At 38.7% G+C, this 24,938-nt stretch carries 32 protein-coding genes; 23 read left to right on the top strand and 9 right to left on the bottom strand.

Annotated elements, in window-relative coordinates; translation table 11 throughout:
- Window positions 1–248: 248 nt before the first annotated feature.
- A complete protein-coding gene (locus M948_RS40550; protein ID WP_021292341.1) occupies window positions 249–482 on the bottom strand; it encodes a helix-turn-helix domain-containing protein in 234 nt (77 codons plus the stop codon).
- Window positions 483–646: 164 nt separating this feature from the next.
- Between M948_RS40550 and M948_RS40555 the strand changes: the two genes are divergently transcribed.
- From M948_RS40555 to M948_RS40600, 15 genes are all read left to right on the top strand, one after another.
- Window positions 647–994, top strand: coding sequence for a hypothetical protein (locus M948_RS40555; RefSeq protein WP_021292342.1), 348 nt, complete (start codon window positions 647–649; stop codon window positions 992–994).
- A 552-nt stretch (window positions 995–1,546) separates the two neighbouring features.
- Window positions 1,547–1,720 (top strand): hypothetical protein, encoded by a 174-nt coding sequence (locus M948_RS43345; protein WP_021292344.1) that lies wholly within the window; start codon window positions 1,547–1,549, stop codon window positions 1,718–1,720.
- Between the two features lie 21 nt (window positions 1,721–1,741).
- Window positions 1,742–2,176 (top strand): hypothetical protein, encoded by a 435-nt coding sequence (locus M948_RS40560; RefSeq protein ID WP_021292345.1) that lies wholly within the window; start codon window positions 1,742–1,744, stop codon window positions 2,174–2,176.
- A 378-nt stretch (window positions 2,177–2,554) separates the two neighbouring features.
- The gene (locus M948_RS40565) at window positions 2,555–3,406 is read left to right on the top strand and encodes a hypothetical protein (protein WP_021292346.1); all 852 of its coding nucleotides are present in this window, start codon (window positions 2,555–2,557) and stop codon (window positions 3,404–3,406) included.
- Entirely contained in the window at window positions 3,406–3,621 is a 216-nt protein-coding gene (locus M948_RS40570) for a helix-turn-helix domain-containing protein (RefSeq protein ID WP_021292347.1), read from the top strand. Before M948_RS40565 ends, M948_RS40570 begins: the two co-directional genes overlap by 1 nt.
- A 202-nt stretch (window positions 3,622–3,823) precedes the next feature.
- On the top strand, window positions 3,824–4,099 hold the full coding sequence (locus M948_RS40575; protein WP_231378708.1) for a hypothetical protein: 276 nt from the start codon (window positions 3,824–3,826) through the stop codon (window positions 4,097–4,099).
- 1 nt (window position 4,100) lies between these two features.
- A complete protein-coding gene (locus tag M948_RS40580; protein WP_021292349.1) occupies window positions 4,101–4,871 on the top strand; it encodes a hypothetical protein in 771 nt (256 codons plus the stop codon).
- A gap of 51 nt (window positions 4,872–4,922) precedes the next feature.
- Complete coding sequence (locus tag M948_RS40585) at window positions 4,923–5,279, top strand: cysteine-rich VLP protein (RefSeq protein WP_021292350.1); 357 nt, start codon at window positions 4,923–4,925, stop codon at window positions 5,277–5,279.
- Window positions 5,280–5,416: 137 nt separating this feature from the next.
- Window positions 5,417–5,545, top strand: coding sequence for a hypothetical protein (locus tag M948_RS43880; protein ID WP_021292351.1), 129 nt, complete (start codon window positions 5,417–5,419; stop codon window positions 5,543–5,545).
- Entirely contained in the window at window positions 5,546–5,872 is a 327-nt protein-coding gene (locus tag M948_RS40590) for a hypothetical protein (protein WP_021292352.1), read from the top strand.
- Window positions 5,856–5,984 carry a hypothetical protein gene (locus M948_RS43885; RefSeq protein WP_021292353.1) on the top strand — a complete coding sequence of 43 codons (129 nt, stop codon included), beginning with the start codon at window positions 5,856–5,858 and terminating at the stop codon, window positions 5,982–5,984. Before M948_RS40590 ends, M948_RS43885 begins: the two co-directional genes overlap by 17 nt.
- Window positions 5,985–6,091: 107 nt before the next feature.
- The gene (locus M948_RS43890) at window positions 6,092–6,214 is read left to right on the top strand and encodes a hypothetical protein (protein ID WP_255326117.1); all 123 of its coding nucleotides are present in this window, start codon (window positions 6,092–6,094) and stop codon (window positions 6,212–6,214) included.
- Between the two features lie 12 nt (window positions 6,215–6,226).
- Entirely contained in the window at window positions 6,227–6,544 is a 318-nt protein-coding gene (locus M948_RS40595) for a hypothetical protein (RefSeq protein WP_021292354.1), read from the top strand.
- Window positions 6,541–9,921: a phage tail tape measure protein gene (locus M948_RS42640; protein ID WP_021292355.1), complete on the top strand. Its 3,381-nt coding sequence runs from the start codon at window positions 6,541–6,543 to the stop codon at window positions 9,919–9,921. Before M948_RS40595 ends, M948_RS42640 begins: the two co-directional genes overlap by 4 nt.
- Before the next feature lie 80 nt (window positions 9,922–10,001).
- Complete coding sequence (locus M948_RS40600) at window positions 10,002–11,744, top strand: right-handed parallel beta-helix repeat-containing protein (RefSeq protein ID WP_021292356.1); 1,743 nt, start codon at window positions 10,002–10,004, stop codon at window positions 11,742–11,744.
- 40 nt (window positions 11,745–11,784) lie between these two features.
- Here M948_RS40600 and M948_RS40605 read toward each other — a convergent pair whose 3' ends face one another.
- Together M948_RS40605 and M948_RS40610 are read right to left on the bottom strand one after the other, a co-directional pair.
- On the bottom strand, window positions 11,785–12,315 hold the full coding sequence (locus M948_RS40605; RefSeq protein WP_196806079.1) for a replication-relaxation family protein: 531 nt from the start codon (window positions 12,313–12,315) through the stop codon (window positions 11,785–11,787).
- 25 nt (window positions 12,316–12,340) lie between these two features.
- Entirely contained in the window at window positions 12,341–13,486 is a 1,146-nt protein-coding gene (locus tag M948_RS40610) for an FtsK/SpoIIIE domain-containing protein (protein WP_021292358.1), read from the bottom strand.
- Window positions 13,487–13,721: 235 nt separating this feature from the next.
- Here M948_RS40610 and M948_RS40615 point away from each other — a divergent pair, with 235 nt between their 5' ends.
- Window positions 13,722–13,925: a helix-turn-helix domain-containing protein gene (locus tag M948_RS40615; protein WP_021292359.1), complete on the top strand. Its 204-nt coding sequence runs from the start codon at window positions 13,722–13,724 to the stop codon at window positions 13,923–13,925.
- A 4-nt stretch (window positions 13,926–13,929) separates the two neighbouring features.
- On the opposite strand, the gene M948_RS44060 is transcribed toward M948_RS40615, so the two are convergent.
- The gene (locus M948_RS44060) at window positions 13,930–14,694 is read right to left on the bottom strand and encodes a helix-turn-helix domain-containing protein (protein ID WP_081674829.1); all 765 of its coding nucleotides are present in this window, start codon (window positions 14,692–14,694) and stop codon (window positions 13,930–13,932) included.
- A gap of 126 nt (window positions 14,695–14,820) precedes the next feature.
- Window positions 14,821–15,801, bottom strand: a complete 981-nt coding sequence (locus tag M948_RS40625; protein ID WP_021292361.1) for a tyrosine-type recombinase/integrase — start codon at window positions 15,799–15,801, stop codon at window positions 14,821–14,823.
- A 584-nt stretch (window positions 15,802–16,385) separates the two neighbouring features.
- Here M948_RS40625 and M948_RS40630 point away from each other — a divergent pair.
- Complete coding sequence (locus M948_RS40630; protein WP_021292363.1) at window positions 16,386–16,850, top strand: GNAT family N-acetyltransferase; 465 nt, start codon at window positions 16,386–16,388, stop codon at window positions 16,848–16,850.
- Window positions 16,851–17,139: 289 nt separating this feature from the next.
- Entirely contained in the window at window positions 17,140–17,460 is a 321-nt protein-coding gene (locus tag M948_RS44065) for a TIGR04104 family putative zinc finger protein (RefSeq protein ID WP_074436688.1), read from the top strand.
- 86 nt (window positions 17,461–17,546) lie between these two features.
- Here the strand turns inward: M948_RS44065 and M948_RS40640 are convergent, their stop codons facing one another.
- On the bottom strand, window positions 17,547–17,879 hold the full coding sequence (locus tag M948_RS40640; protein ID WP_021292365.1) for a hypothetical protein: 333 nt from the start codon (window positions 17,877–17,879) through the stop codon (window positions 17,547–17,549).
- Window positions 17,880–18,122: 243 nt separating this feature from the next.
- Between M948_RS40640 and M948_RS40645 the strand changes: the two genes are divergently transcribed.
- Window positions 18,123–19,088: a nuclease-related domain-containing protein gene (locus M948_RS40645; protein WP_021292366.1), complete on the top strand. Its 966-nt coding sequence runs from the start codon at window positions 18,123–18,125 to the stop codon at window positions 19,086–19,088.
- Window positions 19,089–19,479: 391 nt separating this feature from the next.
- Here the strand turns inward: M948_RS40645 and M948_RS40650 are convergent, their stop codons facing one another.
- Complete coding sequence (locus M948_RS40650) at window positions 19,480–20,352, bottom strand: DMT family transporter (RefSeq protein WP_187370475.1); 873 nt, start codon at window positions 20,350–20,352, stop codon at window positions 19,480–19,482.
- A 181-nt stretch (window positions 20,353–20,533) separates the two neighbouring features.
- On the opposite strand from M948_RS40650, the gene M948_RS40655 reads away from it, so the two are divergent.
- Complete coding sequence (locus tag M948_RS40655; protein WP_021292368.1) at window positions 20,534–21,514, top strand: M23 family metallopeptidase; 981 nt, start codon at window positions 20,534–20,536, stop codon at window positions 21,512–21,514.
- A 369-nt stretch (window positions 21,515–21,883) separates the two neighbouring features.
- Window positions 21,884–22,237 carry a SpoIIAA family protein gene (locus M948_RS40660; protein WP_021292369.1) on the top strand — a complete coding sequence of 118 codons (354 nt, stop codon included), beginning with the start codon at window positions 21,884–21,886 and terminating at the stop codon, window positions 22,235–22,237.
- Window positions 22,238–22,366: 129 nt separating this feature from the next.
- Here the strand turns inward: M948_RS40660 and M948_RS40665 are convergent, their stop codons facing one another.
- A complete protein-coding gene (locus tag M948_RS40665; protein ID WP_021292370.1) occupies window positions 22,367–23,233 on the bottom strand; it encodes a Cof-type HAD-IIB family hydrolase in 867 nt (288 codons plus the stop codon).
- Between the two features lie 13 nt (window positions 23,234–23,246).
- Window positions 23,247–24,005 carry a DeoR/GlpR family DNA-binding transcription regulator gene (locus tag M948_RS40670; protein ID WP_021292371.1) on the bottom strand — a complete coding sequence of 253 codons (759 nt, stop codon included), beginning with the start codon at window positions 24,003–24,005 and terminating at the stop codon, window positions 23,247–23,249.
- Between the two features lie 154 nt (window positions 24,006–24,159).
- Between M948_RS40670 and M948_RS40675 the strand changes: the two genes are divergently transcribed.
- Both M948_RS40675 and M948_RS40680 read left to right on the top strand, forming a co-directional pair.
- The gene (locus M948_RS40675) at window positions 24,160–24,468 is read left to right on the top strand and encodes a putative quinol monooxygenase (protein WP_081674835.1); all 309 of its coding nucleotides are present in this window, start codon (window positions 24,160–24,162) and stop codon (window positions 24,466–24,468) included.
- 58 nt (window positions 24,469–24,526) lie between these two features.
- Complete coding sequence (locus M948_RS40680) at window positions 24,527–24,883, top strand: hypothetical protein (RefSeq protein WP_021292373.1); 357 nt, start codon at window positions 24,527–24,529, stop codon at window positions 24,881–24,883.
- Window positions 24,884–24,938: the final 55 nt, after the last annotated feature.

Raw genomic sequence — 24,938 nt, forward strand, 5'->3', positions numbered from 1 at the left:
TTCGTTTATGAAATCTATGTTATTTTTTATTTATAGTAATCGTTATGTTTAATTTTCTCGAGATGTAAAGAAAGATTAAGATAGCATAAAATATCTCCATAATTACCTCCGAAAAGTAAATTAGAGATACAACCGGTTGCCTCTGTACAGAGTATAACCCGATAAATAGTGAGATGCAATTTTCCTTTAATAAAATCTGTAAAATTAATGTTTAGAATCCTTATATAACAAGGTTTATTGCTTTAAATTTAATTTTTAACTTCTTTAATTTCGAGTAAATCACATAATTTTATATCCATTGCAATACAAATAGCTGCGATTGACTCTCGGTGATATTGTTTCATATCGTCGTTATATATTTTTCGAACAGTTTCAAACTTTAGGTCGGAGAGTTCTGCTATTTGGCGTATTGATTTCCCTTTTCCTTCCTCTTTTCTTTGTTCCATAATCTTTTTTAGGTTGCATACGACTTCATATTTCATATCCTTTCCTCCTTAATCATCGTCTCTTGTTAATAATATTGTATCATTTTCTTGAAAAATAACTATAAAAAATAGTCAATTTGCTATTGACAATAAAATGTAGTCGGTGTAATATATGGTTATCGACAACAAAATATAGTCAAAATAAAAAGGGAGAGGTTAACATGCAAGCAACTCATTTCAATCACGAAAGTAATAATAATATCACTTGGATCGACGGAGGGGAACCCGCACAACTCACGCCAAACTATTCGGAGGTAATGGCGGATCACAACCGACTACAATCGGATGCACGTCACGACTTACCCGAGGAACACCCGCAAAAAGAGGCGTTATATGCGGAGCAATCAGCGAACTATGACGAAATCGTAAGGGCGTATCTGCATACGCATGTATCACCCGGACAACTGCCGGCTTGGATCGAGGATTTATTGCTCGGCTGTGATTTCAATGCCACGGAATGGGCTGTAATGCTCGAGGAGGTACGAAAACTTGCGGAAGGTTCTCGATAAAACCTGGACGATTAAATTAGACGGATGGGACGCAGTATATCTCGTTATGTTCGGCATAGTATTAGCGTTTTTGTATTACGGATTAACTCGTTGATCGTTATTGGAAAACATTACCGGTTAAAATAGGACGAATATTTACGATATTAGAATTGTGCGAGCGAATACGGGAATCACGGTAGCGGCAACTGGCGTGATTCGACCGTATATCCCTTGCGCACGGAAGTACGCGGATAACTGTTGGTAAGGACGGAGAAAGGCGGAACAACTTCGGCAAAAGTTGTTTCGTCTTTTTTGTGATGAATTGCTTACTGAATCGTCTTATATAGTGGGAAATATTTTTTGGTGGAGATGTGCGCAGAATAGATTTAGATACGTATTTACAAGTAAGGGCAATAAAAAATTTTATAAAAAATTGCGCGGGTTGTCTTAGTGATGCGTATTACATACTGAGGGCAAAAAAGTTGAAGAAATTTTCGATTCTGTGAGCTAAAGGCGTTCTCATGCATCTTTATATTATAAGGTATTTTAAATCAGCGTAAAGGAGAGATTCTAATGAAACACCGGAAAGTGATTTTAAGTTTAAGAGTTGCCGACGCACTTATAAAACAAGGGTTTCAAGTAATTGAAGTAAGACCGTCAACGAAAGTACGAGGGAACGCTGCGTTTATATTTGAGTTAACTCCGGAATTCTCTAAGGCACTAGGAAATATTCGTCAAAAACTATAATTAAAAGGAGAGGAGCTGACTATGACACAACAATTATTATTGCCAAGTACAGAAGAAGTATTTAACAAATTGGAAAAAAGTAAGGAGAGTTTCTTCGTAAAGATGCCCGCAGATATTATGAATTATGTACATGTTCCGAATTATAAGCCGGAATACAGCTACTTGTACGCTATCATCGTTGATTACTATAACGTCGATTATGGGTACGCATATCCTACCGAGTGGCAAATTTCGCGACGATATGGAAAAGGTATCCAAACGGTTCGTACGCATTTACGTGCGTTAGAGAGTTTCGGATTAATCAAGATAAGTAAACCGAAAGGGAATAAAATTTACGTTCCATATAAGCCGCTAAGTAAACGTGAATTGTTCGAGAAATGTCCAGAAGCGCAGAAAAAATTTACCGATAATATACAAGCTGAGGATGCCGAAAGAAGGCGTGGTGGGAGGATATAAAGGAAGTACCGGTAAAATAGAAAAAATCTAACGGTAAAACAATTAATTAACCACCGGTAAATAATTACCGTATAACTAGATTTATTTAACTAGATTTATTAGCAAGATTTATACTAATAGCGATTAAAGATCAAAACACTGTAAATCCATTCTATCGAATGTCTTTACTATCAAGTAATGGAATACTTATTCGCTTACACTCATTGTATTCCGGAAGTCCTTTCTGACGAAAGTCCTTCCTATTAAGTATTAGGCGGACATAGGTATTTGTCGGAGGTATTAAAAGATTAAAAGAATACTTTCAAAATTAATAATAAAAGTTTTCAAATTTAGCCGACTCCAGGCTCCTAACTATAAACCAGCAAAGGAGACGATTAAATGAGCTTAAAAGAAATAAAAAAACTCCAAGCCCACCATGCCGTAGAATACAGCACAGACTTTCCGAAAAGCACATATACCGGCTTAGAACGATTTGCCAACGTTGCTGACGTTACCTTAAAGAGAGCGCCTTTTAATTCGTTAGAGGGGGTAGCTAATACACTAATCTTGAACGCACAACACACCGAGCAGGAACGAATCAAGGCGAATCCTCCGGTCTATGATCGAGCATACGTGGAACGAGCAGATTACTCGATTATGTCGCTATATTCTGATTATAAAGAAGAGATCGAGGCTGACCGTGCAACATGGGCGGATTATCAAGAAGAGCGGAAGAAGTGGCGGAAGTGTGCGCATAAGTTTTGTCTTAATATGTATCCGATAGATAACGCTAACTTTAAAGGAAAGCGAGCTAAACGTAGTGATAGTCGATTTTGCTGTGAAACGTGTAAGGACGCACACCACGACGCAATAAAACGTTATAAAGAAACTGGTTCATATCTTCCGAGGTGGTATTATATGCCTGCGTTAGATGATACGGTAGGTGATCGTACACGTAGACGGGATATGCCAACAGAAACGGACTCGCTCGAGAAAGAAATAAATAAGAATCGACCGATTAGATATGCGCCATTAAAACGAGAAAAGCCGCCTGTATATCCTGTTACGACGTACTATTTATCGGAACTAACAAGCGAAGAAATAAAGTCGAAAAAACTAGAAAAATATATTGATAAATTGCTAAATATCCGTGGGGGAAATCCCAATAATAGTAGACGGGTTAGGACGCCAGCCGGCAGCGTCTTAGCCGATAATTTTTGTACAATATGGCATAAAAAGGAGGGAATGTAATGGAAAAAGAAACATTTAAGGCAATAAGACTATATTTGGGTATGAGTCAACTAAAATACAGTGAGTATTTAGGAGTTGCTCAGTCAACAGTATCTAAAATCGAGGCCGGTAATCGTGGTGTATCGGATGTGATTAGAGCTAAAATTGCAATGAAATTTGAACCTACGAAAGAATTTATGGATTATTTAGAGCGTAGCAAAAAACTAGCAATCTAATTTTTTTACTTTTGATTATTTATTGAGGATATTATGATCCAATATAATTATATGTCAATGGGTCCGGGATGTCAATAATTATTTTTTTGAGAGGAGTAACGAAATGACAAGCGAGAATCCAAACAACTGGCTCAATGAACGCGCTGAACTCGAGCGTAAACTTATTGACGCCAAGCAAACGGTAATGAAGTATGAGGGCGCATTGTCTCCATACGAACGTACAGTATCAGATACGGAGTACCGACAAGCCAGAAGCGACGTAATGTCTTATTATACGCAAATACAAAACGGGGACCACGAATCGGGCAAGCCTAGCGATCCATACGAAGGTATGACGGTTAGCCAACTTAGAGAGTTATATGCAGAGAAATCCGAAGACTACGAAGGCGGCGCAGGTTTCGGGAGACAAGCTGCGGAACTAATGCGAATAGATACGTTAATTCAACAACAATCAAATAATACTAAGGGGGACGAATAATATGGGATTTTTAGATAAAGCGAAAAAGTTTTTACAGAAAAAAGGAGAACGAAAGCAGGCGTTTTTAGACCGCGAACATGAGCTAAAAACGAACATAGCCGACCTTGATGCTAAAAAGTCGGAGATAATCGCGAACTACGATCCATTGAAGCCGTTCGATCCTAAAAAGATAGACGAACTCGACGCACAGATCGAAGCTGCGGAAAAGGAAATCTTCGTACTTAATCAGACGAAAAAGGACACACCGGATTACGACTTTGGTGAGGTAGCACCACATATTGAAACAGTAAAGGACGAAGCTTCCAAAGTAATCGATGGTAAAAAGGCAGAAGAGGAAAAAGCGCGCGAGGCGATCGCAGAGGCAAAGAAAGTGTACCTCGATAGTTTGGTCGCACATTACCGATTGAAAAATGAGATTAACGAGGTTGTCTCGGAGGCAAATGAGACGTTGTCGCAATTGACGCAACCAATAGGACGTGAAGCTGATAAACTACGCAGAAAAGCGCAAGAACTAGACCTCGAATTATATCGGTTAGCACCGACCGGCTCCGTATCTATGGGCGGAGGACGCAGCGATCAATGGAAGATCGACGAATTAGAGAAGCAAAAATCGGATTTATGGGCGCAGATACACAAACTTGAAGGCTATAAAACTAATATTAGCGGGCATATTCCGGAGTTAAGTTCACATAGAAACGGAGATTACCAGCGAATTTACTTTATCGCAGATGACGAACAAAAAGACGCAGCAACAAAAGGGATTCTTAAATAAAAATTTAACTGAGGCGCACAAAAGCGTCTTTTTTATTGGAGGAACTAAAGGATGTTAAAGGATGATGTGAAAAAGCAAGTTGAAACAAGCTGCGCAACATACGCAGGTAACGGGCATTGTCATTTAGACCGGCCTTGTCCGTTTTTTAATTCGGATGAAATTGAATTATCACGTTGTAACTATTTCGAAAACGCAGTACTACCAGCGGATGAAAAGTTAAATGTGCGTTACTGGCAATCGTTCGGCGTGGCGTATTGGGGCGAGCTTACCAAGGTATGCAAGCGTTGTGAAAATACGTTTAATCCAGGCGATCAAAAACGTAGGCAATATTGCGATGAATGTCGAGAGATTCAGCGAAAAGAAAAACGGAATAAGAGAATGCGAGATTACCGAAAGAATATCGGATAAATGCAAGCTACAAAGTGACGCTTTTTACGCTAAACATAGCAATATAAAGCAAATAGAGACGATCTGAGACGTTTCAATTTTTTCGAGTGTATTTATATTCAAAATGCTAATGTGACGCTTTTTAAGGAGGAGATTAAATGGAGAAGCAACGTAAAAAACGGAATCGTAAGAACCGCCGAAAGAACCATCGATTCACTTATTCGGTCAACTTACTGTTGTCGCCAGAAACTAAGCAACGCCTATTAGCGTTAAAAGGAGGAAAGTAAATGCGAGGATGTGTCTATAAAAAACATACGTACTGGGGCGCCTTAGGTTCCGGTGACACAGAACTAATCGTAGAAGATAGGGAAGGCAATCAGTCACCTCTTATTTGCGGAGAGTTAACGTTAAACCTAGACAAGCCTAACCGATATTATACGTTGATTTGTGACGGTCAAATATTAGCGCAAGGTATTTACGATAACATCTTCAACACGCTATCAGAGTTAACGAGGCACGGTTTGCGGTATCCGGACAAAGTCGAAGGCAGCGGATGGGCGATGGACTTTGACGATTATAGAGAACGAGGTGAAAACGTTGAAAAAACGGAATAAACTACTACGCAGTGATAAGGATGTAAGGAAACGAAAGAAGCCAAATGATGCCTTAACGTGGCAAAAACGAATGATGGAAGAACTAAAGCAAATAAAAGAAATGGAAAGTTAAATACACCCCGTTAGTACTGCTTGGGGGATGCAGGAGGGAGTTAGTGAAGAGATGTACCGCGGGCATCTCTTTTTTTATGCGCAAACAAATCGAAAGGGAGAGGTTATATGACGAAATTTACACGATTTTTCACGTACGCATTTTCAACTGTAATACTTTCGGGATTCTTTTTACTGATTTTCGGATTGATGCTGGCAGGGATTCAATTTATTTTCGGATTTATTTTTTAAGGGGATGGAGAAATGAAACACACGAAGCAAGATATACAGAACATTATTACGGAATACGTCGGTGGGCCGACAGAGAAAATTAAAAGCAGACCGAGCTTACAGACATATAAAGAATCGGCGAAAATGGTCGCAACTGGTGAGCGAAAGTTAAAACGGTTGAGGCTATCTGCGGCAGACCGAAGACATTTAAGTGTGCTTCGCGAGGCTATGTCGGAACTCAGGCAAGCGCTAGAAGCTGGCGCACAAGCAAACGAAATCAAACATAAGCGTAAAATGAACAACGCGGTAAGGCTCGCAAATGAGTACACGCGTAGGACTGACGGCAAATGATAGGCGATGTATTAGTACGAATAGGTGCAGACATCTCCGATTATGACAAAAATATAAAAAAAGCTGCGGATAGGATGCAAGAGTTCGGATCGAATATAAGCTCCGTAGGCTCGACTATTGCGGCGGGTTTCGGTGCCATTGCCGCAGGTAGCGCTCTAGCCGTAGGCAGTACGGTTAAGGCAGCCGCAGAGTGGGAAGATTCGTTCGCTTCAGTTAGAAAAACGGTGGACGGAACAGAGGCGGATTTCGCACGGCTAGCTAAAGGAATACGTAATATGTCGGAAGAAGTCCCGGCAAGTGCGAATAGTATCGCTGAGGTTGCTGCTGTTGCGGGACAGTTGGGCGTTAAGTCCGACGACATATTAAAGTTCACCCGTACGATGGTCGATTTGGGAGAAACGACGAATTTGTCTAGCGAAGATGCGGCACAATCGTTAGCTCAATTCGCTAATGTAGTCGGAATGTCGATGGACGATATAGACCGTTTAGGAAGCGTCATTGTGGATTTGGGGAACAATATGGCCACGCAAGAGGATAAGATCGTATCAATGGCACAACGACTTTCCGGAGCAGGTTCTCAGGTTAATCTTGCAGAATCGGATATTTTAGCCTTTTCCGCAGCACTATCATCGATTGGAATTGAAGCAGAAATGGGCGGCAGTGCATTCTCACGTGTCATGCTCAATATGAATACCGCAGTTATGGACGGAGGCAAGGAGTTACAGAAATTCGCCAAGATTGCCGGTATGTCAGCCGATGATTTCGCTACAGCTTTCGAAGATGACGCGGCGGGGGCTATAACAACCTTCTTATCCGGACTCGGCAAAATCGGTAAAGAGGGCGGCAATACAACTAAAGTATTGGACGACTTAGGCTTCTCGGAAATTCGCGTTAGAGATACGCTATTAAGAGCGAGTGAAGCGTCCGATTTATTTTCTGACGCGTTAAATATCGGTTCTAACGCTTGGAAAGCAAACACTGCGCTCACAAAAGAAGCAAACACGCGTTACGAGACTTTTATAAGTAAGCTAAAAATGGTACGTAACAGGGTGAAAAACATAGCTTCACTAATTGGCGGGCCATTTATGGACGTGTTAAGTGGCATGTTAGATGCACTAGACCCGGTTATTTCCGCGGTTGAAAGGTTTGCGGAGTGGTTTAATGGTGCAAGCCAGCCGATGAAAACGTTTATTACAACGGCTGTTTTACTTATACCGGTAATAGCTGCAATTGGTGCAGGAATCGGTTTGCTTTTAATGGCGCTAGGTGGGCTAGTCGGTACGATCGGCATAGCTTCTATAGCTTTTGGCGGACTGGGAGGAGCAGCGTTAATTGTCGGAAAGGTCATTCTCGGGTTAATAGGAGCCTTCACGCTACTTCCGGCCGCAATCGCAGGTATCGTAGTAGCTGTGAAAAACTTCGATAAGATAAAGGCGAAAGCGTCCGACATGGCTACGTCGATAGCTAACTCCGTTGCTTCGCTTGCTAAATCGGTTAAAGAATCGCTGGACGAATTTGCGCAGGCATTTACGGATAAGTTTCCGGTGGCTGCGAAAGCGATACAAGAGTTCGCGGATTCGGTTAAGGATTTTTCCGTCGGCGCGTTTGAGAAGGCGTTGTCTGGATTAGGTACGCTTGGCGAGCTAGCGGCGAAAGGATTAGACGTATTAAAGGAATCCGGAATTACCGTAACGGATGTACTTCGTAATCTAGCCGGACCTATGACGTCGTTAGTAATTCTACTTGGCGGATTAGCGGGTCCGATCGGATGGGTCGTCAGCGGATTAACTTTCCTCGCAACCAGAACGAACATAGTTACCGATATGATCAAGGTATTTAAAGGCGAAATGGAGTTCTCGGAAGCGATCGAAAATATGGGCGATATGGTCGTGCAGTTTATCAATAAATTATCCGAGATGTTAACGGCTTCCATCGAAACAGGTACCGATATTATCGTAAAGCTAATCGAAGGGATTACCGCAGCTTTACCCGGACTAATCGATACAGCGACGCAAATAATTACGTTGCTAATCGAAAAGTTTACGGAGTTATTGCCGGTTCTTATCGAGACTGGCTTAGGGCTGGTACTTAAACTTATCGAGGGCATTGTGTCGGCTTTACCGATGGTTATCGAAACGGCAACGAAATTATTTACTACGCTAGTCGAAACGATATTAACGTTATTGCCGATGCTTATCGAAACCGGAATTCAAATATTGATGACGTTAATAGATGCGATTATCACGAATTTACCGTTAATTATCGAGATGGCTATAACGCTAATCACGACGATTATACAGACGTTGGTCGAGAATCTACCGAGGGTAGTGGACGCAGGTATCAACATTTTAACTTCGCTTATTGACGGAATTATTCAGAGTTTACCAGCTTTACTAGACGCAGCGTTACAGTTAATTATGGCGATTTTAGACGTAATCGTCGAGAATCTACCCGTCATACTTCAAGCGGGCGTTGACATTTTAATGGCACTAATAGACGGAATTATTTCGATCTTGCCGACGTTATTGGACGCAGCTCTCGAAATATTATTCGCGCTAGTTGCTATTTTCATCGATAATTTACCGAAGTTGTTTGACGCAGGAGTTGAGATACTTTTCGCGCTTATAGATGGGATTATCGAAATACTGCCCGAATTACTCGAAGCAGGCGGTAAACTTATTACCGAACTGATAAAAGCGCTAATGGATATGTTACCGGATATATTCGACGCTGGGGTCGAGTTAATAGGCGAGCTTATCGATGGGTTACTCGAAATGCTTCCGGATATCGGCGATGCTGCGGCGGAAATCGGAGGCAAATTACTCGACGGGATCGGAGATTTTGCAGGCGATATGTTTGACGCAGGTAAAGACCTATTAGGCGGATTAAAACGAGGTATTGAAGATAAGGCGGATGATGTGGTTAGCGCAGCCCAATCCGTAGCTGGACGGGTAGAGTCTGCTACAAAAAGATTTTTCGGCATTAAATCACCTTCAAGAATGTTCCGTAATGATATTGGTAAGATGCTCGGAGAAGGCTTAGCGTTAGGTATTAAAGACGAAATATCCAACGTTACAAAAATGGCGCAACGCCTTTCGGAAGCAGCAACGCCAGAACAGCCGAAACTTGCCGGAATAGATATCGGAGACTTCCGCGGACAAAGCAAGCAAATGACTGCGAGGTTACAGGCGGAAGTAAATCGAGGCAGTTACGGAGACAGCGGCGGTACTGATAACGGTATTTTAGCGGAGATACGCGATGAGTTACGAAGAACGCGCGAAGTAAACGTTAATCTCGAGGCTGATAACGAATGGTTACGCGCAGAAATTAACGAAGGTAATGCGGTAGATGCGAGTATAGGGAGGTACTTTCCATAAAGGTAAGTAAAATATATCTAATTTGAGGGTCAGAACTTGGTTTTGATCCTTTTTATTATGTTAAAAAGGGGATATGTTAATTGGGGAAAAAAGAAATAAATACATTGTGGGATCGTGAGTCAAGAAACAACATTAATCACAATTTTGAAGAACTTTATACGAAATTAAATAATATAGTTGGGACCATATCCGAAGAAGCAGTTCAACAAATTATAGATAGTGCAAAAATTAATTGGCTAGCACCTGTTGCAACTAAATCAGAACTACCTTCAACTGCTAATGTAGGCGATGCTGTTATGGTACGTGATAATGGAGCTGGCGTAGCAGAGGTGTATCGATATAACGGTTCTGATTGGGAATTAATACAAGAGTTTGATCCGACAGCGATAAATGAATTAGACAGCAGACTAACTACGGAATTAGCAAATAAAGCCAGTATGCAAGATATTACAGAAATTAATCAGACTATCGATGACAAAGTAAATCAAAGAGTGGAAAAACAGTTTGCTGATTTGATAGTTAATGTACCGTCTGATTTCGAAAATATACAGATAGCTATCGATACTTTAAGTCAGCGAAGAACGAATCAAGGAACTACGATAAGGATTAATTTGGAGTCAGGTTACGAACTTAATGATCCAATCATTTTATCCAATGGGGATTATAGTCAATTCGAAATAACTAGTACAGATACGGAAGTAAATGTTGGAGCTTCTTTCCCTAGTGTAGATATTGATTTATTAACATTGAAAAATGCTAGAGGATTAGTTTGGAATATACTAGTTAATGGTCAAGCCTACTGTCGTAACGGGTTAGGTGTATATAATAATTCCCACCTTGAAGTCAGAGCAGGGAAAGGATTTAAATACGCGAACCAAAATAACTTATACGGCCGATATGGATCGATAATATTCGCGGACGATGGTATTTTCACGCATGGATCACAAGCCGGTAATTCAGCGGAAGGATGGTCCGGAATACTTGCGTGGGGAGCAACAATTCACGCAGAAAGAGCGGATGTAAGTGATTCGAAAACTTACGGAGCGCAAGCCGCTGCGGGGGGATCGTTGTCTTTTAGAAACGGGATTGCAAACAATTGCGGAAGGCATGGGATTCGATCGACCAATGCTGGTTCAGTTGATGCGCGTGACGCGCAAGCGGATAATGCTGGAGCGTATGGAATATACGCAAGGGATGCGGGGATATTAAACGCTAACGGTATATCAGCTAAAAATGCGGGAGTAGCAGGGATTATGTCTTACAACGCGAGTATCATAGACGCTGAGTTAGCGGTTGTTGATGGTAGTGAAACCGGAGTAATTGCAGATCAAAACAGTAAAGTTAATTTCTTTAAAGGAACTGCTTTAAATTGTACTGACAAAGGTATTAAAGCAACTAGATACGGCGAGGTAAATGGCTCTGAATCAACCGTTGGTAATGGTATTTTATATGGAGTCGTAGCTGATATTGGAGGTAAAGTAAGTTTTGGCTCTGGCAGGGTAACGAACTGCCATGCTTATGGACTGTATGCAACCGGAGGATCAGAGATAATTGCACCTTTATGTACAATAACAGATATTAATCACTCTGGATCGTTGGGTCACGGTGTCTATTCTGAAAAAGGTTCTAATATTGTTGTGACGGAATCTACTGTAACTGGGGCAAGTGGGCAAGACCTTAGGGTAAATCAGGGATCAACTATTCATGCACATAACTGTAAAACTTCCTCTTCTGCTGATAATCATCCGGTGTTATCAGATACTAACGCCACTGCATTTAGTAGCATTACTTCACATTTTGGAATCATTTGGGCGCAAAAATAAAAAGAATTTAGCGAACAGTGATAAGTACTGTTCGCCTTTTTTATATCCGCATTACCTCGATATCCATCGCACTAACCTCACGCACAATCCTCCGCAACTTTTCCGCCCTAACGTCACTTACCGTATAAAACTGCACAGCAGGCGGAGTTTTCATCGTTTTCCGATAATAACGCGCCTGTAAATCGGCATATAACTCGATTTTCTTGCGATTCTCCTGCATACGCTGTGTGCGATCAATCTCGATCAACGTTAATCGCCTTTTAACGGTAGTAAGGACGTCGGGGATAATACGTTGTTTGCGGTTATACTTGCCGGTATATGTTACAGGACATTCTATCCGCCAGTCTTTCGGCTTATCTAATGCGAGGTATATATCGTTCCTCATTAACGCATGTTCGAGATAACCTCCAGATGATACTTTACGTTCACTACCGATTACCTCGCGACCTTTTTTCGATAATACATAGACCTTCTGCTGGCGACGGAATGATCGCAAATACCCCTCCGATTCAATACGAGCAAGTATCCGATTAGTATTTCGTTTACCTCCGAGCGCACATATCTCCTGCAATTGCCTGCCGTCAGCAACCGCCAACTCATCCAGTTTGGAGAGGATCGTCATCGTCCGTTCTTGAAACTTTATCGTATGATGCACCGTCACGTTGATCGACCTCCTTAAATTTCGCCAGTCTCTCCTCCGATTCTTTATCGCTTATATACGGCACTTGTACCTCGACTTTATCAATAGTCCGATAAATTGCACGTCCAGGCACCGTTAATTTCTCCGCACCTTGTTCGTCGAGTGCAACACGCGATGCAACTTCGGTCGTTAAACGGAAACTCAACTTCGCGTCTGCGTTCTGTTTGATTTGGCGAGGTAACGTGTCGGACGTAGGGTATTGAGTAGCGAATACTAAACGGTATCCTAACGCTCCACCGATACGAGTTATTTCTGATAAAGCATGTTGACAATAGCCGAGTTGTTCCTTAGTTTCCTGTTGCATAAATGGTTCCGAGGATAGTTGCGCAGCTTCATCGACGATAACAAATGTACGTGTCTTAATTGGCGTATCCACGATATTTGTATAACCAAGCTTTCTAAATACGGACATATTGCGATTCATTTCCGATTGGACTTCCTCTAGCAATTTCGCAGTCTCACAAGCATTACTTGCGACTCGAACTGTCTGTTTTAGATCCGCATATCGCCCAAACTCGAGCCCACCTTTGAGATCGATTAGGTACAAGCGAATATCCTCCGTAGGGTTATTTTCGCATAAATACGTTAACACATTCTTTAGAAACACCGTCTTACCTTGTCTAGTCGCTCCTGCTACTGTCATATGCGGTGTTACGTCGAAATTATGGAGAATTAGATCATCGAGAGTTAAACCGATAGGCACGGTGTATTTAGTATCTACGTTAATTTCCTTTAATTGCTCGTAGGCGACGTGATCAGGTAGTTTATACTTATAAATACGTACGTATAATCGGCCGCCTACGCTTTTAACCTTACATACGCGGTCAAATGCCCCGACAATCGCTTTCTCAAGTGAGTCCGTTAATACCTTTCCGAATGGAATAGAATAGACATACTCCGTGTATAGCGTTTCTTTGTTCGTCTGTAGATAACGCGGTTGAGTTTCCTTTAAGTTGCCTAGGAAATCGCGATACTCTCGCAGAAAGTTCGTGCGACGGAAGATGACGGACAGGCGTTTCTTATACGTCCAGTTAGTAAGCATAGATATTCCTCCTCCTATTCTTTTTTCTGATCCTTCAGGTGTTCTTTTAGGTATTCCCGCCTGGAATAGCAGATTGAAATAGGTATTAGTTGATAAGATAATATATGTACAAGTATTTTAACTATTCCGATTTTGCGATACACTATATACTATAGTTAAGTTAATAAAATAATGCGTGTCTATCACAAAAAATCATTAGGCTGAATACAAATTAATTGTGATTGAGAGGATTAACATGCTACAAAATCATATCGAAGAACACATAAAAAAGTCGCCATATAAAAGGGAGTACATACAGAATCAACTAGGCGTAACTGCAAATACAATGACGAGTTGGGTTAAAGGAAGAACATACCCTAATGCAAAACACTTATTTATGTTGGCGGACATATTAGGTGTGTCAGTTGATGATTTGTACAAGTACAAAAAGGACGAGTAAGACGCTAGAACACTACACAATCATGCAAAAATAAACTTCGACTTAACTTGCGTATAGACGCGTACAGATAGCCGTCTAAATGGCGTATATGTCCTAGCTTGTACCTTCTAATGCAATCGACAATACACGCCTTAAAAGCCTCTATATGCGATTCTATACGTACCTTTGCGTGTGGATGATATTTCCCGCGAAACACTATTCCGACATATTTGCGTAGTTCCTCTCCGTAGAAGAACGGCGATAATATTTCGTAAAGTGGTCGAGGAATGTTGTTGCGTACTGCGACGGCTTCTATAGTCTCTAGTACGTAATCTTTTAAATAACGCTTATTGCAAGGTTCATTTCCGGATTTACTACAGCTTTCCCTTTGCTCGCTTAATTTCTCGTCTACCTCACGCTCTGACAAACGATCTGACACGAATGGCAATAATTGAATAATATTCGCACCAACTCCGCCACTTTTCGGGCGTGTCATGCCTATCCGTTTAATTATACCGAGCGTTTCAAGGCACTTTAATACACGCCGTACAGTACGATCTGACTTGTCGATAGATTCCGCGATTGTCGCAACCTTTAAATGCGCTGCACCTGCGTACTTGACACTGTACCTCGCAATGAAACGAAGTACCGTTCGCATAGTTGCGGTTAGTTGGTCCGTGTTATATTGCTCGTGTTGCTTGATGTGGTAATTAAGTTCTTGCGTGTTATCAAACGTTGAATAGTCGGATAAATAGTGCATTGTCGTTTCTAACCTCCGATAGAGGCGCATACACAGAATATACGTTCGGTTGAAAGGGTACGACAAATAAACCTTGCGAATATCCACTTTTTTCGATATACTAACTGTAGGGTAAGGAGTCGTATATCACGTTTATTCGTGAGTGCGTCTCTTTTTTTATAGTTTTGTTTTTCTAGGTCTACTTAACTTATTGGCTACTTTATTAATTGCCGAATGTTTTGCATGCTGATTTTGTAGCGCTTTATTAGATAGGTGAGTATATCTGACAACCATCCTCAAATCTGAGTGACCGAGTAACATCTGCAAATGACGAATATCTCCACCATCTTCTAAAAAAGCAGTAGCTGCAGAGTGCCTCAATAAATGCGGATGAACTTTCTTTTTTATCTTTGCTTGGTCTGCATACTCATACAATCGTTTTCTAAAATGATCTCGACTAATCGGTTCGCCATAATTTGTTAAAAAAACATACTCAGTACTGAAATCTGAATTAGTATCGATTAGTTTTCTTACTAATCTCATTGTTAATGGCTTTAACGGTAAAGTACGTGATTTCCTATTTTTTGCAACACTTGCTCTTATGGTTGCGGTATTATGCTTGAAATCAAAATCTGATTCTTTTAGTTTGATTGATTCACTAATCCTAGACATACCGTCAATCAAAACATGCATTAGGGTATGATCTCTAAAACCTGCATAAGTTGATTTATTAGGAGATTTTAAGAGACTCCTAAGTTCTTCAATTGTTAAAATTTCGATGTTCTCTTGGGGGTTGGGTACGTTCTTAACACCTAATATCGGATTAAATGAGATAATCTCTTCCTCAAATAAGCATTGAAACATCACACGAAGTGTTTTAAGTCTTGTATTAATTGTTAAAGGTGAGAGTCCTTTTGTGCGTTGTGTTTCTGTTTTATACTTGTGATCTTCGAATTTAGTTACTTCCTCACGCATATAAGTAATATACTTTCTGAAAATCGTCCGATTAAGTTCATTTAACGATTTTTCAATGTTTTGTTTCTCGAGAAAAGCGGTAAAATACTTATAGTTGTCCTTATATTGTTGGATTGTTGACTTAGCTCTTCCCTCGGCTGTTTTAATTGATAAAAAAACTTTAAATAAATCGTCTAAATCCATAGAAAAAGCACCCCCATATTTTGGAGATGCGTGTGAGTAAACCCGATATTAACACCGCTACTTTGCGTTTAAGTCAACGTAATGTCAACGAAATATAAAAAACGCCAAAACGTTGTCATAATAACGTCTTGCCGCGTATTGTGTACGAATATAATCGTGAAATTCCGTATAGAACCTGTCAAGGTGGCGCTCTCCCTGCTGAGCTACGGAATCATAAATATGAAAAGATTAGATACTCTATTAATATACCTTCTAAATCATTATACTGTCAATTAGTATCTATCAGTTTTTATTAGCGCAGGATACTACGCTTTTTCTTCTAGTTTCTTTATTCGCTCTTTTAACCTTTTGGTTTCAGATATATTGGATAGAGAAAAGACAAAAGCAATGATTGCGAAAACCATCCACACCGTATCCATAATACAAAGTCCCTCCTTATTTATAAGTTGATCTTAATGTATATAGGAACTTTTTACAAGATAGTTAAATAATTGAAACAAACATAATCGATTATTTGTTATACTATTCCTAATAAAAAATATTTTTAAGTGCTTCTAACAAACGATATGGAGATGGGATATCGAATGAAAGTAAGGCTTGCTGAAGTGGAAGATATAAAACAATTAATAAAAATGAGATGGGATTTTACTGTTGAGTATGATAAAAGTAAGGGAGATTCGTCTTTTCGTGCATTTGAAATGGAGTGTCACTCTTTTTTAGAAAAGGCTCTTATTAACAATGATCAATGGTTCATTTGGATTGCGGAAGTTAATGAGGAAATTGTTTCACATATTTATATAGAATTAATAGATAAAGTACCTCGCCCTGGAAGAATAACATATCCTTTTGCATATATGACAAATGTATATACAATACCTAAGTATAGAAATAAGGGGATTGGAAGTAAATTACTTCAAGTGGTAAATAAGTGGTCGAAGAAAAATAATTTTGAGTTTATTATGGTATGGCCAAGTGAGGATAGTAATCATTTTTATCAGAAAAATGGGTATACTCCTTGCTCTGAACAAATGGAATTTTTTCCTCGCTAAGCAATAAGCTACTAAATTTGGAAAAGGAGCTTAAATCATGCATGCTGTCCTTTTTGGTTTAATAGGGATCTATATGTTCATGTGCCTTATTTTGTTCATCACATTAATAAAAGCAGCACAAACAAAAAACACTCCCAATAAAAAGTTAGCTTTGTGGGCTCTATTTACTATGTTCAGTGGTGGTGTATTGGGGTATCTTTTTACTAATGCAATCAGTTAGAAAAATTAAAGTATCATAGTTAAATGAGAATGGATAATTAAACTTAATATCGATATATTTACATCTACGATGATAGAAAGGGAGAGTACATTGGCAACTTGTCAGAATTGTAAAAGTAAATGGACGTGGAAGCAAGTGTTTAAGAAATCTTTTACACTAGATACCGGAATGTATTGTTCGTATTGTGGACGGAAGCAATATGTAACCTCTCATTCAAGAAAAAGATCCATGCTGATTACTATGGCCGTATTAACATTTGTGTTTATAATGAATATTTTGTTCGGTCCATCTACCTTTTATTTAATCCTGTTGTTGCTTTCTATTCCTTTAATAATGTTGCTTTATCCCTATTGGATAGAACTATCCAATAAAGAGGAGCATCTTTTTTAGCAAGCTTCCATTTAACATATTTTTGGGAATTTAAGATATATGTAGAGAATGAATAAAAAGGAGGGCGTTGTCCCCTCCTTTATTTATTAAACAGGCTTTTTAGTGTTCAAAATAACTTTGTCTGCCTCTTTATTATCCTTTTTTACAAAGAAAGAGCAGATAAGTCCAATAATCGAAATGCCTGTGCCTGTAATAAAATAGAAGGCATATTTAATTCCAGCAGCTAATATTTCTAGTTGAGAAGCGGCTGGAAAATCAATAGCAAAATTATGTTGACCTGCTGTAAATATCGTAATTGCTATTGCTGTACCACATGCTCCAGCTACTTGATTTAATGTATTCATAGCGGCTGATCCATCCGCAAATAACTCACGCGGTAACTGATTAAGTGCATTCGTTTGTAAGGGCGTGGTCACCATGGTTTGCCCAATGAATAAAATAACAAACGCGAGAATAATTTGCCAAACAGAGGTTGTTGCTAAAAACAGGATAAAGTTTTATAAGTAGAATAAGGTATTGCTGTCTTGTTCATGCAATTTCCAATTAGTTGTAAAAGTAGGTATAATTAATTATCTAGCGATTAATTAATAGAATTCAATATTCACCTAACAGGAAAAATGTTTATTTTGTCGTATAGTTACTATGAAAGGAGAGCTAAGGATTTGGAAGTAATTTACATCACCCTTATTGTCTTATTATTAGCCCTTTGTATATATATGATTGTTAAACAGAAGAAACAGAATAAAAGATATTTTGAAGAGTTAGCAGAGAGCCAGTCCCAAGCGGCAGCAACGATGGAGCGAACTGCACAGATGCATCAAATGGAATTTGAAACGATGCAGCAGCAATTAATAGATAAACATGAGAGTGAAATGGATAGAAAGAATGAAATATTTGCTGAAGAAATCTATAAGAAAGATCGTTATATACACATGCTTGAAAACTTCTCAATTAATAGAGGCGAGGTACAAACGCATAAGCTGCTTGTTAAAATAAAAAAAGATCTAATACAGCAGGGGTTAATTAATCAAGAGGAAATGATCTTATTAGGTAACCTGTTTGTTCCATTTTGGGTGAATGGAAATATACGTACGAGGCAAATGGATCATGTCGTTTTATTACCTACAGGGGTTTACATTATTGAAACGAAATATTGGTCAGGTACGATTTTACACGGCGTTTCCTATCAAGGAGAAGATCGTCTGTCGCCTGTTTTAGAAGCAATGTTCACTGCAAAAGAGTTGATAAAAGAAAAAACACTTGTCTTAAAAAGAATCGATAACAGAGATAAAGAAATAGATGACAAAACAGAAGTGAAGGTAGTCTCATACGGGGATCCAGCATCACAAGTGATGAAATCAGCTCTACAATTAAAAGAGCTTCTTCATAAAAAAAATGAAAAATATAATTTTGTGACTCCAATCGTGTACTATGGTTATCCAGCTGGCAAAGAGAATCGAGTAATTAATTACTCCAGTGATGAAAATGTAAATGTCTGTACAGACGAGAATCAGTTATACCACTTTTTTGAAAGAGTAATTGATCAAGATCAACATAGATATACCTCCTGGGAATTAAGCGACATAGAACAAATCATTAAAAACGAAAATGCTATTGCTGATAGTTAACAGTGTACTCGTAGAGGTGCTTGTTTAACTTAAATTTAACGAATTTGAAAGGCACGGGTGTTATAATGAACGGTATGATGATTGTTTTCGTATTTGTTATTTGCATGTGTATTAGTTCTATTTTAAATATCCTTTTAAAAACTACAGAGAAAAAGCACTGGGTGACTTCTTTTTTCGTTAGTCTAGCATTAGCAATTATATTTGTTATGTTAGATAGATGATACATTAAACAATGGTGGAAGAATCTTTAGTTATAAGCGAAAAAATTCCTTGAGCAAATGATCACTTACACTATCTATACAAAAACGAGACACGAAGGGTCTCGTTTTTGTATTCCATATTTAGGTATCTGAACTTACCGAGGGCATGTTCGCAAAAAGTATGACCTATTTCAGGCCTTTTGTTCACTGTTGTGGTCATTCTTGTTATTTTTCATAAACATATAGAAAGATGCACCAAAGATGATAACATAACCGATAATACTTAATATGTCCGGAATTTGATCAAAGAGAATAATACTAATTAATGCTGAATATACAACTGTTGAATAGAAAAAGATCGATATTTCTTTAGCGGGTGCGTACTTATACGCAATGGTAATGCCAAATTGACCAACGGTTGCGAAAACCCCAGCTGCTAGTAAATAAACCCATTGTTGCCATGACATGGTTTGATAAAACAAAATCACGAATGGGAGCAAGATCATTGTTGTAAAGAAAGAGAAATAAAAGACTACGGTATAGTATTGTTCTTTACTTCCGAGAACACGTAATACCGTGTAAGCTCCCGCGGCAAATACTGCTGATAGGAAACCTGCTAAGTACGGAACGGTATCTAAGGAGAATTCGGGTTTAATTATAAATAACGTACCAATAAAAGCAATAATAATCGCGACAACTTGGAATACCCTTGTCCTTTCCTTTAAGAAAATTGCTGCAAAGATGATGGTAAGGAATGGGCTTAGCTTATTTAACATATCCGCATCTGATAAAACGAGATGGTCGATAGCGTAAAAATATAAAACAATACCAATTGCACCTAAACTTGACCGAAGTAATAGTATTTTTTGATTCTCTTTTCTACCAAAAAGACGTTCTTTGTAATATTTAACGAAACCAAAAGCGATAATCATCGAAATGGCGTTTCGGAAAAAAGTCTTTTGAACAGTTGGTACATCTCCAGATAGTTTTACAAAAGCTGCCATCATTGAAAAGCCAAAGGCACTAAATAGTAATAAAATAATTCCTTTATTTCGATTGCTCAAATTACTCATGATGTCCTCCATAGTAAAGGTTGATATAAACAAACATATTCTTACATAAACAAGTGAGCTTGTCTAATAAAAGGGGTTAGGCTATAGATGATTGAATAATTAAAATTATATGAAACCCAATCTCCTTCATTTCCGTAATTATAATAGGTTATCACGAAAGGGGATTGTAGAGATGAAAATGTATGTAAAGTTGTCGATCCTGTTGTTGCTGATAGTCATAGGACTCATTGCATGTTCAGGAAAAAATAATAAGGAAGACGATAAAAGCGATTCTTCTAATGAAGCAACCATTCCTCCAAAAGATCTCCCCGACGCTTTCTTAGCTGGAGATTTTGAAAAAATTTATAATCAGACTAGCGAAGGTTTTCAATCACAATTGACTTTAAAGGAATTCGTTCAAACTACAGAAGCGTTCCATAAAGATATACGTAATTACTCGCTTGTTTCAACGATGCCATTACAAGGAATGTCAGAATATTTATGGAGAAATACGAAAGGTAATAAAGGGTTGCGAGGAATTTTTGCTGAGGATCATACTATTGAAGGATTACAAGTAATGCCACTTACATCAAATAAGGATACAGATAATCAATATACCGAAAATACGTACCAGTTGCCAATGGAGGGAGAATGGCTTGTTTTCTGGGGTGGAACCAATGAACTCGTCAACTATCATTATGCTACTGTATCACAACGATATGCATATGATTTAGTTATTCAACAAGAGGGTACAACGTTTAAAGGGGATCCGACTAAAAATAAAAATTACCATGCCTTTGGCAAAAAAGCCGTTGCACCTTTTGATGGGGTCATTGTTTCCAGTGAAAATACGATTCCAGATAATACACCTACCATCGACACGAATACGGAACAACCATTAGGGAATCATGTGGTTATTGAGCATGAAAACAATGAATACAGTTTTATCGCACATCTTCAGGAAGGCAGTCTAATGGTGCAGGAAGGAGACGAAGTATTTTCTGGAGAGGTAGTTGGTTTGGTTGGTAACTCTGGTAATTCGAGTGAGCCGCATATTCATTATCATGTTGCAGACAATGAAGAGCTGCAAGAAGCAACGTCAATACGGATACGTTTAACCCAAGATAGGGAACCAATTCGAGGAGATATGACTGAAGGGTTTAATTTGGAGTAGGCAGACTTTAGTTAGGGGCAAAGTGTTAGAATTTAATTTTCCTTTCCGTCTCTTTACTACAAATATTGGGGAAGAGTAAATGTGATGTAATTACGTATCTGATAAGTATGGTTATGGTGACTATTAGCCTTATTGGTGCTATTTTATCTGCTAGGGAGGTATTTAAGGCGAAAGGCATCACATATAAGATAACGTTCACGGTTTTCTTATTATCCACTATATTCAATTATATGATAGGAACAACTAAATGATTAATTTTCATCCGCATGCAAAAAATGAATATGCTTTCCTTTAAGTTGTCTATGTTTGATGTCTTCGTTTTCTGGGAAAAAAATAGATACCAAGCTAGATAGAAGGAGAGATTCAAAAATGATTAAAATGACTCCAGCAGAATTCGAGAATGCGATTGAAATTGAAATACAAGGAAAAGTGACAGAAGAAGATATTCATAACTTTGAAGAGTTCTTCTTATTAAAAAGACAGCATCATGATAAAGTGAATATTCTAATGGTTTATAATGATTGGGAAGGGATTTCCTTGAAAGGATTACTGGAAGACTTAAAACTAATGAAATATACGCGCGATATTAATAAGATAGCGGTAGTTAGTGATAAGAAATGGATCGAGAAGGGAGCGAAGTTAGAGGGACTGATCCCAAGTATTTCAATGGAACATTTTCTCCCGGAAAATAAAGCACAAGCGAATCGGTGGCTAGCCACTTAAAATTTAAAAAGAGCTGATCGGTCAGGTGCTGCCGATCAGCTCTTTTTATCTTGCCAGTAATCTATTTATTTCCAGTATACCTAACTTGTCACGCCGCCAAATTACGTCACGCCAAGCGGGGTATACTAGTTATTTCATCAAAGAGAAAATAAAATGGGCAACGCCATTTTCTGTATTTGATAAGGTTACTTGTTGACAAGCCTCTTTAATTGCTTGTGGTGCATTTTCCATTGCTGCACTTTTGCCCGCGATACGTAACATGGACAAGTCGTTGAAACTGTCGCCCACTGCAGCTGTGTCAGTTAGATTAAGTTGAAAATGGTTAGCAAGTAGTTCTAAAGCTTGCCCTTTGGATGCATGCTTATGTTCTAGTTCAAAATTATGATCAGCTGAAGAAACAATGGACATGTCCTCAAATTGTTTAAAATACTCCCTACCTTTTAATAATCTATCTTGAAAGAAGGAAAACACTAAAATGTTATAGATATTTATATCCTTATTTTCTAGTTCTTTATAAGTTGGAATAAAAGAAAAACCAGTTTGACTAAATTGTTTGTTCGCAGCATCGGATAATTGGTCAACATCTATATCTGGATTTGCACTTTTAATTCTATCCACTTCAATTGCCAGTAAATCTCTTCCGTTCTCTGGTGTGTAAATCGCGCTATTACTAAAAATTTCATAATAAAAGTTATGCTTTTCTAGCCAAGCTAGACTGTTTAACGCAACTTGTTTGTCGATTGGTACAGAATGAAATACTGCACCATCTGGCTGATGAATGGTTGCACCATTTGCACCAATAATCCATGGCCGGAAGTTTGTATGTTCAAAGAGCGTTTGAACATCAAATTGGGCACGCCCGGTAGCAATAACTACTTCACTGCCTTGAGACTGTGCGAATGAAATTGCCTCTAAATTTTTTTCGCTTATCTGCTGCTTTTCATTAAGTAGCGTGCCATCTAAGTCAATTGCGATTAATTTTGTCAATTTAGTCATTCCCTTCATCTTGTTAATTCGCAGTTAGTAATTCTACTTTATATTTAATTAATAAGTCTCGAAACGATGGGGGCGGGATTTGATCGGTAATTAAAATATCAATGTCTTGTAAATCAGCAAACCGGTAAAAATCGGTAATTCCTAATTTGGTGCGATCGGCTAACACAATCACCTGTTTTGCCTGTTCCATCATTTTTCTTTTAACAACACCGTCCTCCTCATGAGCAATGGTTAAACCATGTTCTGATATACCAACAACACCAATAAAAACCTTATCAACAAGGTACTCGGATAGTTTATCAATAACCGTAGAACCATAGAGATACCGATGATCCTTTTCCAGTGTCCCTCCGAGTAGATGAATGTTTAATTTTGATTTGTTTGATAGCACTTCTGCTTGATTAATTGAATTTGTAATAATCGTACAGTTCAAATTCTCTAACTGCTCGGCACAGGATTGTACGGTGGTTGATGCATCTAATATGACTCGATCACTGGGAAAAATTAATTTGGCAGCTGTTCTGCCAATCCTTTTTTTTTCTTCTGATACGAAGTTTAAGCGATTTGAATAACTCTTAATTTCGTCACGATAAGATGGAAGAATGGCACCACCTCGAGTACGTAAAATTGCTTTCTCTTCTTCCAAGCGGACGAGATCCCTTCTTGCAGTGTCTCTTGAAACATGAAATAAAGAGCATATTTGGTCTACAGAAATGCGATTATGCTGTTTAAGAAACTCGATTATCGAGACTAATCGTTCTTCCTGATACAAGTAAATCACCACCTATCAGTCATTATACATTATTAATAAGTGTTTGTAATTATTTATAAGTAATTTTAAGTAAAACTAGGTGTTGGTTAGATAGGGAGGGGAAAAGGGAACAATCGTCGAATACTTAAGTGAGAAGGATTGTAAAGGAGGAGAAATGTTGAGTGAATTTGGCTTAATTAATAAATTTACAGCTGTAGCCGGAAAAAGAGAGGTATTAGCAGAATACTTCATAGATGCTGCGAGTACAATGAAGGAATTAAACGAATGTATTTTATATGAGGTGGGTCTGTCTGAAGAGAATACCGAGGACATTTACGTATATGAAGTATGGATTAACAATAAAGCGCATCGTACTTCCCTGTCTATGGGAGCAACCCAAAAATTAATTCAAAACGCAAAGCCTTACATTCATGAAATAGAGAGAATCACTACATTTAAGCCTGTTGGTGGAAAAGGTATATAGGTACGTAAGAAGTAGAAGCTAAGCTTAGGTTACATATAATTCTTGGAATAGGGGGTCGATGGAAATAAAATTAGTACCCATTTATCGGATTAAAACCTATGTGCCACCTGAATATTTACAAAAAGTGATGGAGGGTATTCTGCAGGTTGATTCGTTGCGTTACGGAAATTATCAACAAGTCATGTGGCATTCAAATGGTGGGGCAGAACAGTTCGCTCCATCTGAGGATGCAATACCGACACAAGGTGATATTGGTGCGACAACAAAGCTAACATCCATACGCTTAGAGTTTTCTATTCCTAGAGAACAACCATTACTAGTGAGTATAATTGAAGAAGGGATCTATCCGAATCATCCCTGGGACGAACCTGTAATTCAAGTTGCAGAAGAGTTGGAAACGAGAAAATGGGAATAAGCGTCAGTTGGAATCATTTTGCATGCAGGGGAGGTTTCAGCATCCATTGATTCTG

Source organism: Virgibacillus sp. CM-4 (assembly GCF_000445495.1).
GTDB lineage: Bacteria > Bacillota > Bacilli > Bacillales > Amphibacillaceae > Virgibacillus > Virgibacillus salexigens.

What these genes read in the sequence shown, in the direction of transcription:
- M948_RS40655 (WP_021292368.1), top strand. Translation starts at nt 20,534, where the DNA reads ATGAAAATGTATGTAAAGTTGTCGATCCTGTTGTTGCTGATAGTCATA.
- M948_RS40665 (WP_021292370.1), bottom strand. Translation starts at nt 23,233, where the DNA reads ATGACTAAATTGACAAAATTAATCGCAATTGACTTAGATGGCACGCTA.
- M948_RS40595 (WP_021292354.1), top strand. Translation starts at nt 6,227, where the DNA reads ATGAAACACACGAAGCAAGATATACAGAACATTATTACGGAATACGTC.
- M948_RS44065 (WP_074436688.1), top strand. Translation starts at nt 17,140, where the DNA reads ATGATAGAAAGGGAGAGTACATTGGCAACTTGTCAGAATTGTAAAAGT.
- M948_RS40615 (WP_021292359.1), top strand. Translation starts at nt 13,722, where the DNA reads ATGCTACAAAATCATATCGAAGAACACATAAAAAAGTCGCCATATAAA.
- M948_RS40555 (WP_021292342.1), top strand. Translation starts at nt 647, where the DNA reads ATGCAAGCAACTCATTTCAATCACGAAAGTAATAATAATATCACTTGG.
- M948_RS44060 (WP_081674829.1), bottom strand. Translation starts at nt 14,694, where the DNA reads ATGCGCCTCTATCGGAGGTTAGAAACGACAATGCACTATTTATCCGAC.
- M948_RS43890 (WP_255326117.1), top strand. Translation starts at nt 6,092, where the DNA reads ATGACGAAATTTACACGATTTTTCACGTACGCATTTTCAACTGTAATA.
- M948_RS43880 (WP_021292351.1), top strand. Translation starts at nt 5,417, where the DNA reads ATGGAGAAGCAACGTAAAAAACGGAATCGTAAGAACCGCCGAAAGAAC.
- M948_RS40550 (WP_021292341.1), bottom strand. Translation starts at nt 482, where the DNA reads ATGAAATATGAAGTCGTATGCAACCTAAAAAAGATTATGGAACAAAGA.
- M948_RS40675 (WP_081674835.1), top strand. Translation starts at nt 24,160, where the DNA reads ATGTTGAGTGAATTTGGCTTAATTAATAAATTTACAGCTGTAGCCGGA.
- M948_RS40580 (WP_021292349.1), top strand. Translation starts at nt 4,101, where the DNA reads ATGGGATTTTTAGATAAAGCGAAAAAGTTTTTACAGAAAAAAGGAGAA.
- M948_RS40560 (WP_021292345.1), top strand. Translation starts at nt 1,742, where the DNA reads ATGACACAACAATTATTATTGCCAAGTACAGAAGAAGTATTTAACAAA.
- M948_RS40680 (WP_021292373.1), top strand. Translation starts at nt 24,527, where the DNA reads ATGGAAATAAAATTAGTACCCATTTATCGGATTAAAACCTATGTGCCA.
- M948_RS40660 (WP_021292369.1), top strand. Translation starts at nt 21,884, where the DNA reads ATGATTAAAATGACTCCAGCAGAATTCGAGAATGCGATTGAAATTGAA.
- M948_RS40585 (WP_021292350.1), top strand. Translation starts at nt 4,923, where the DNA reads ATGTTAAAGGATGATGTGAAAAAGCAAGTTGAAACAAGCTGCGCAACA.
- M948_RS42640 (WP_021292355.1), top strand. Translation starts at nt 6,541, where the DNA reads ATGATAGGCGATGTATTAGTACGAATAGGTGCAGACATCTCCGATTAT.
- M948_RS40610 (WP_021292358.1), bottom strand. Translation starts at nt 13,486, where the DNA reads ATGCTTACTAACTGGACGTATAAGAAACGCCTGTCCGTCATCTTCCGT.
- M948_RS43345 (WP_021292344.1), top strand. Translation starts at nt 1,547, where the DNA reads ATGAAACACCGGAAAGTGATTTTAAGTTTAAGAGTTGCCGACGCACTT.
- M948_RS40590 (WP_021292352.1), top strand. Translation starts at nt 5,546, where the DNA reads ATGCGAGGATGTGTCTATAAAAAACATACGTACTGGGGCGCCTTAGGT.
- M948_RS40640 (WP_021292365.1), bottom strand. Translation starts at nt 17,879, where the DNA reads ATGGTGACCACGCCCTTACAAACGAATGCACTTAATCAGTTACCGCGT.
- M948_RS40565 (WP_021292346.1), top strand. Translation starts at nt 2,555, where the DNA reads ATGAGCTTAAAAGAAATAAAAAAACTCCAAGCCCACCATGCCGTAGAA.
- M948_RS40625 (WP_021292361.1), bottom strand. Translation starts at nt 15,801, where the DNA reads ATGGATTTAGACGATTTATTTAAAGTTTTTTTATCAATTAAAACAGCC.
- M948_RS40630 (WP_021292363.1), top strand. Translation starts at nt 16,386, where the DNA reads ATGAAAGTAAGGCTTGCTGAAGTGGAAGATATAAAACAATTAATAAAA.
- M948_RS40570 (WP_021292347.1), top strand. Translation starts at nt 3,406, where the DNA reads ATGGAAAAAGAAACATTTAAGGCAATAAGACTATATTTGGGTATGAGT.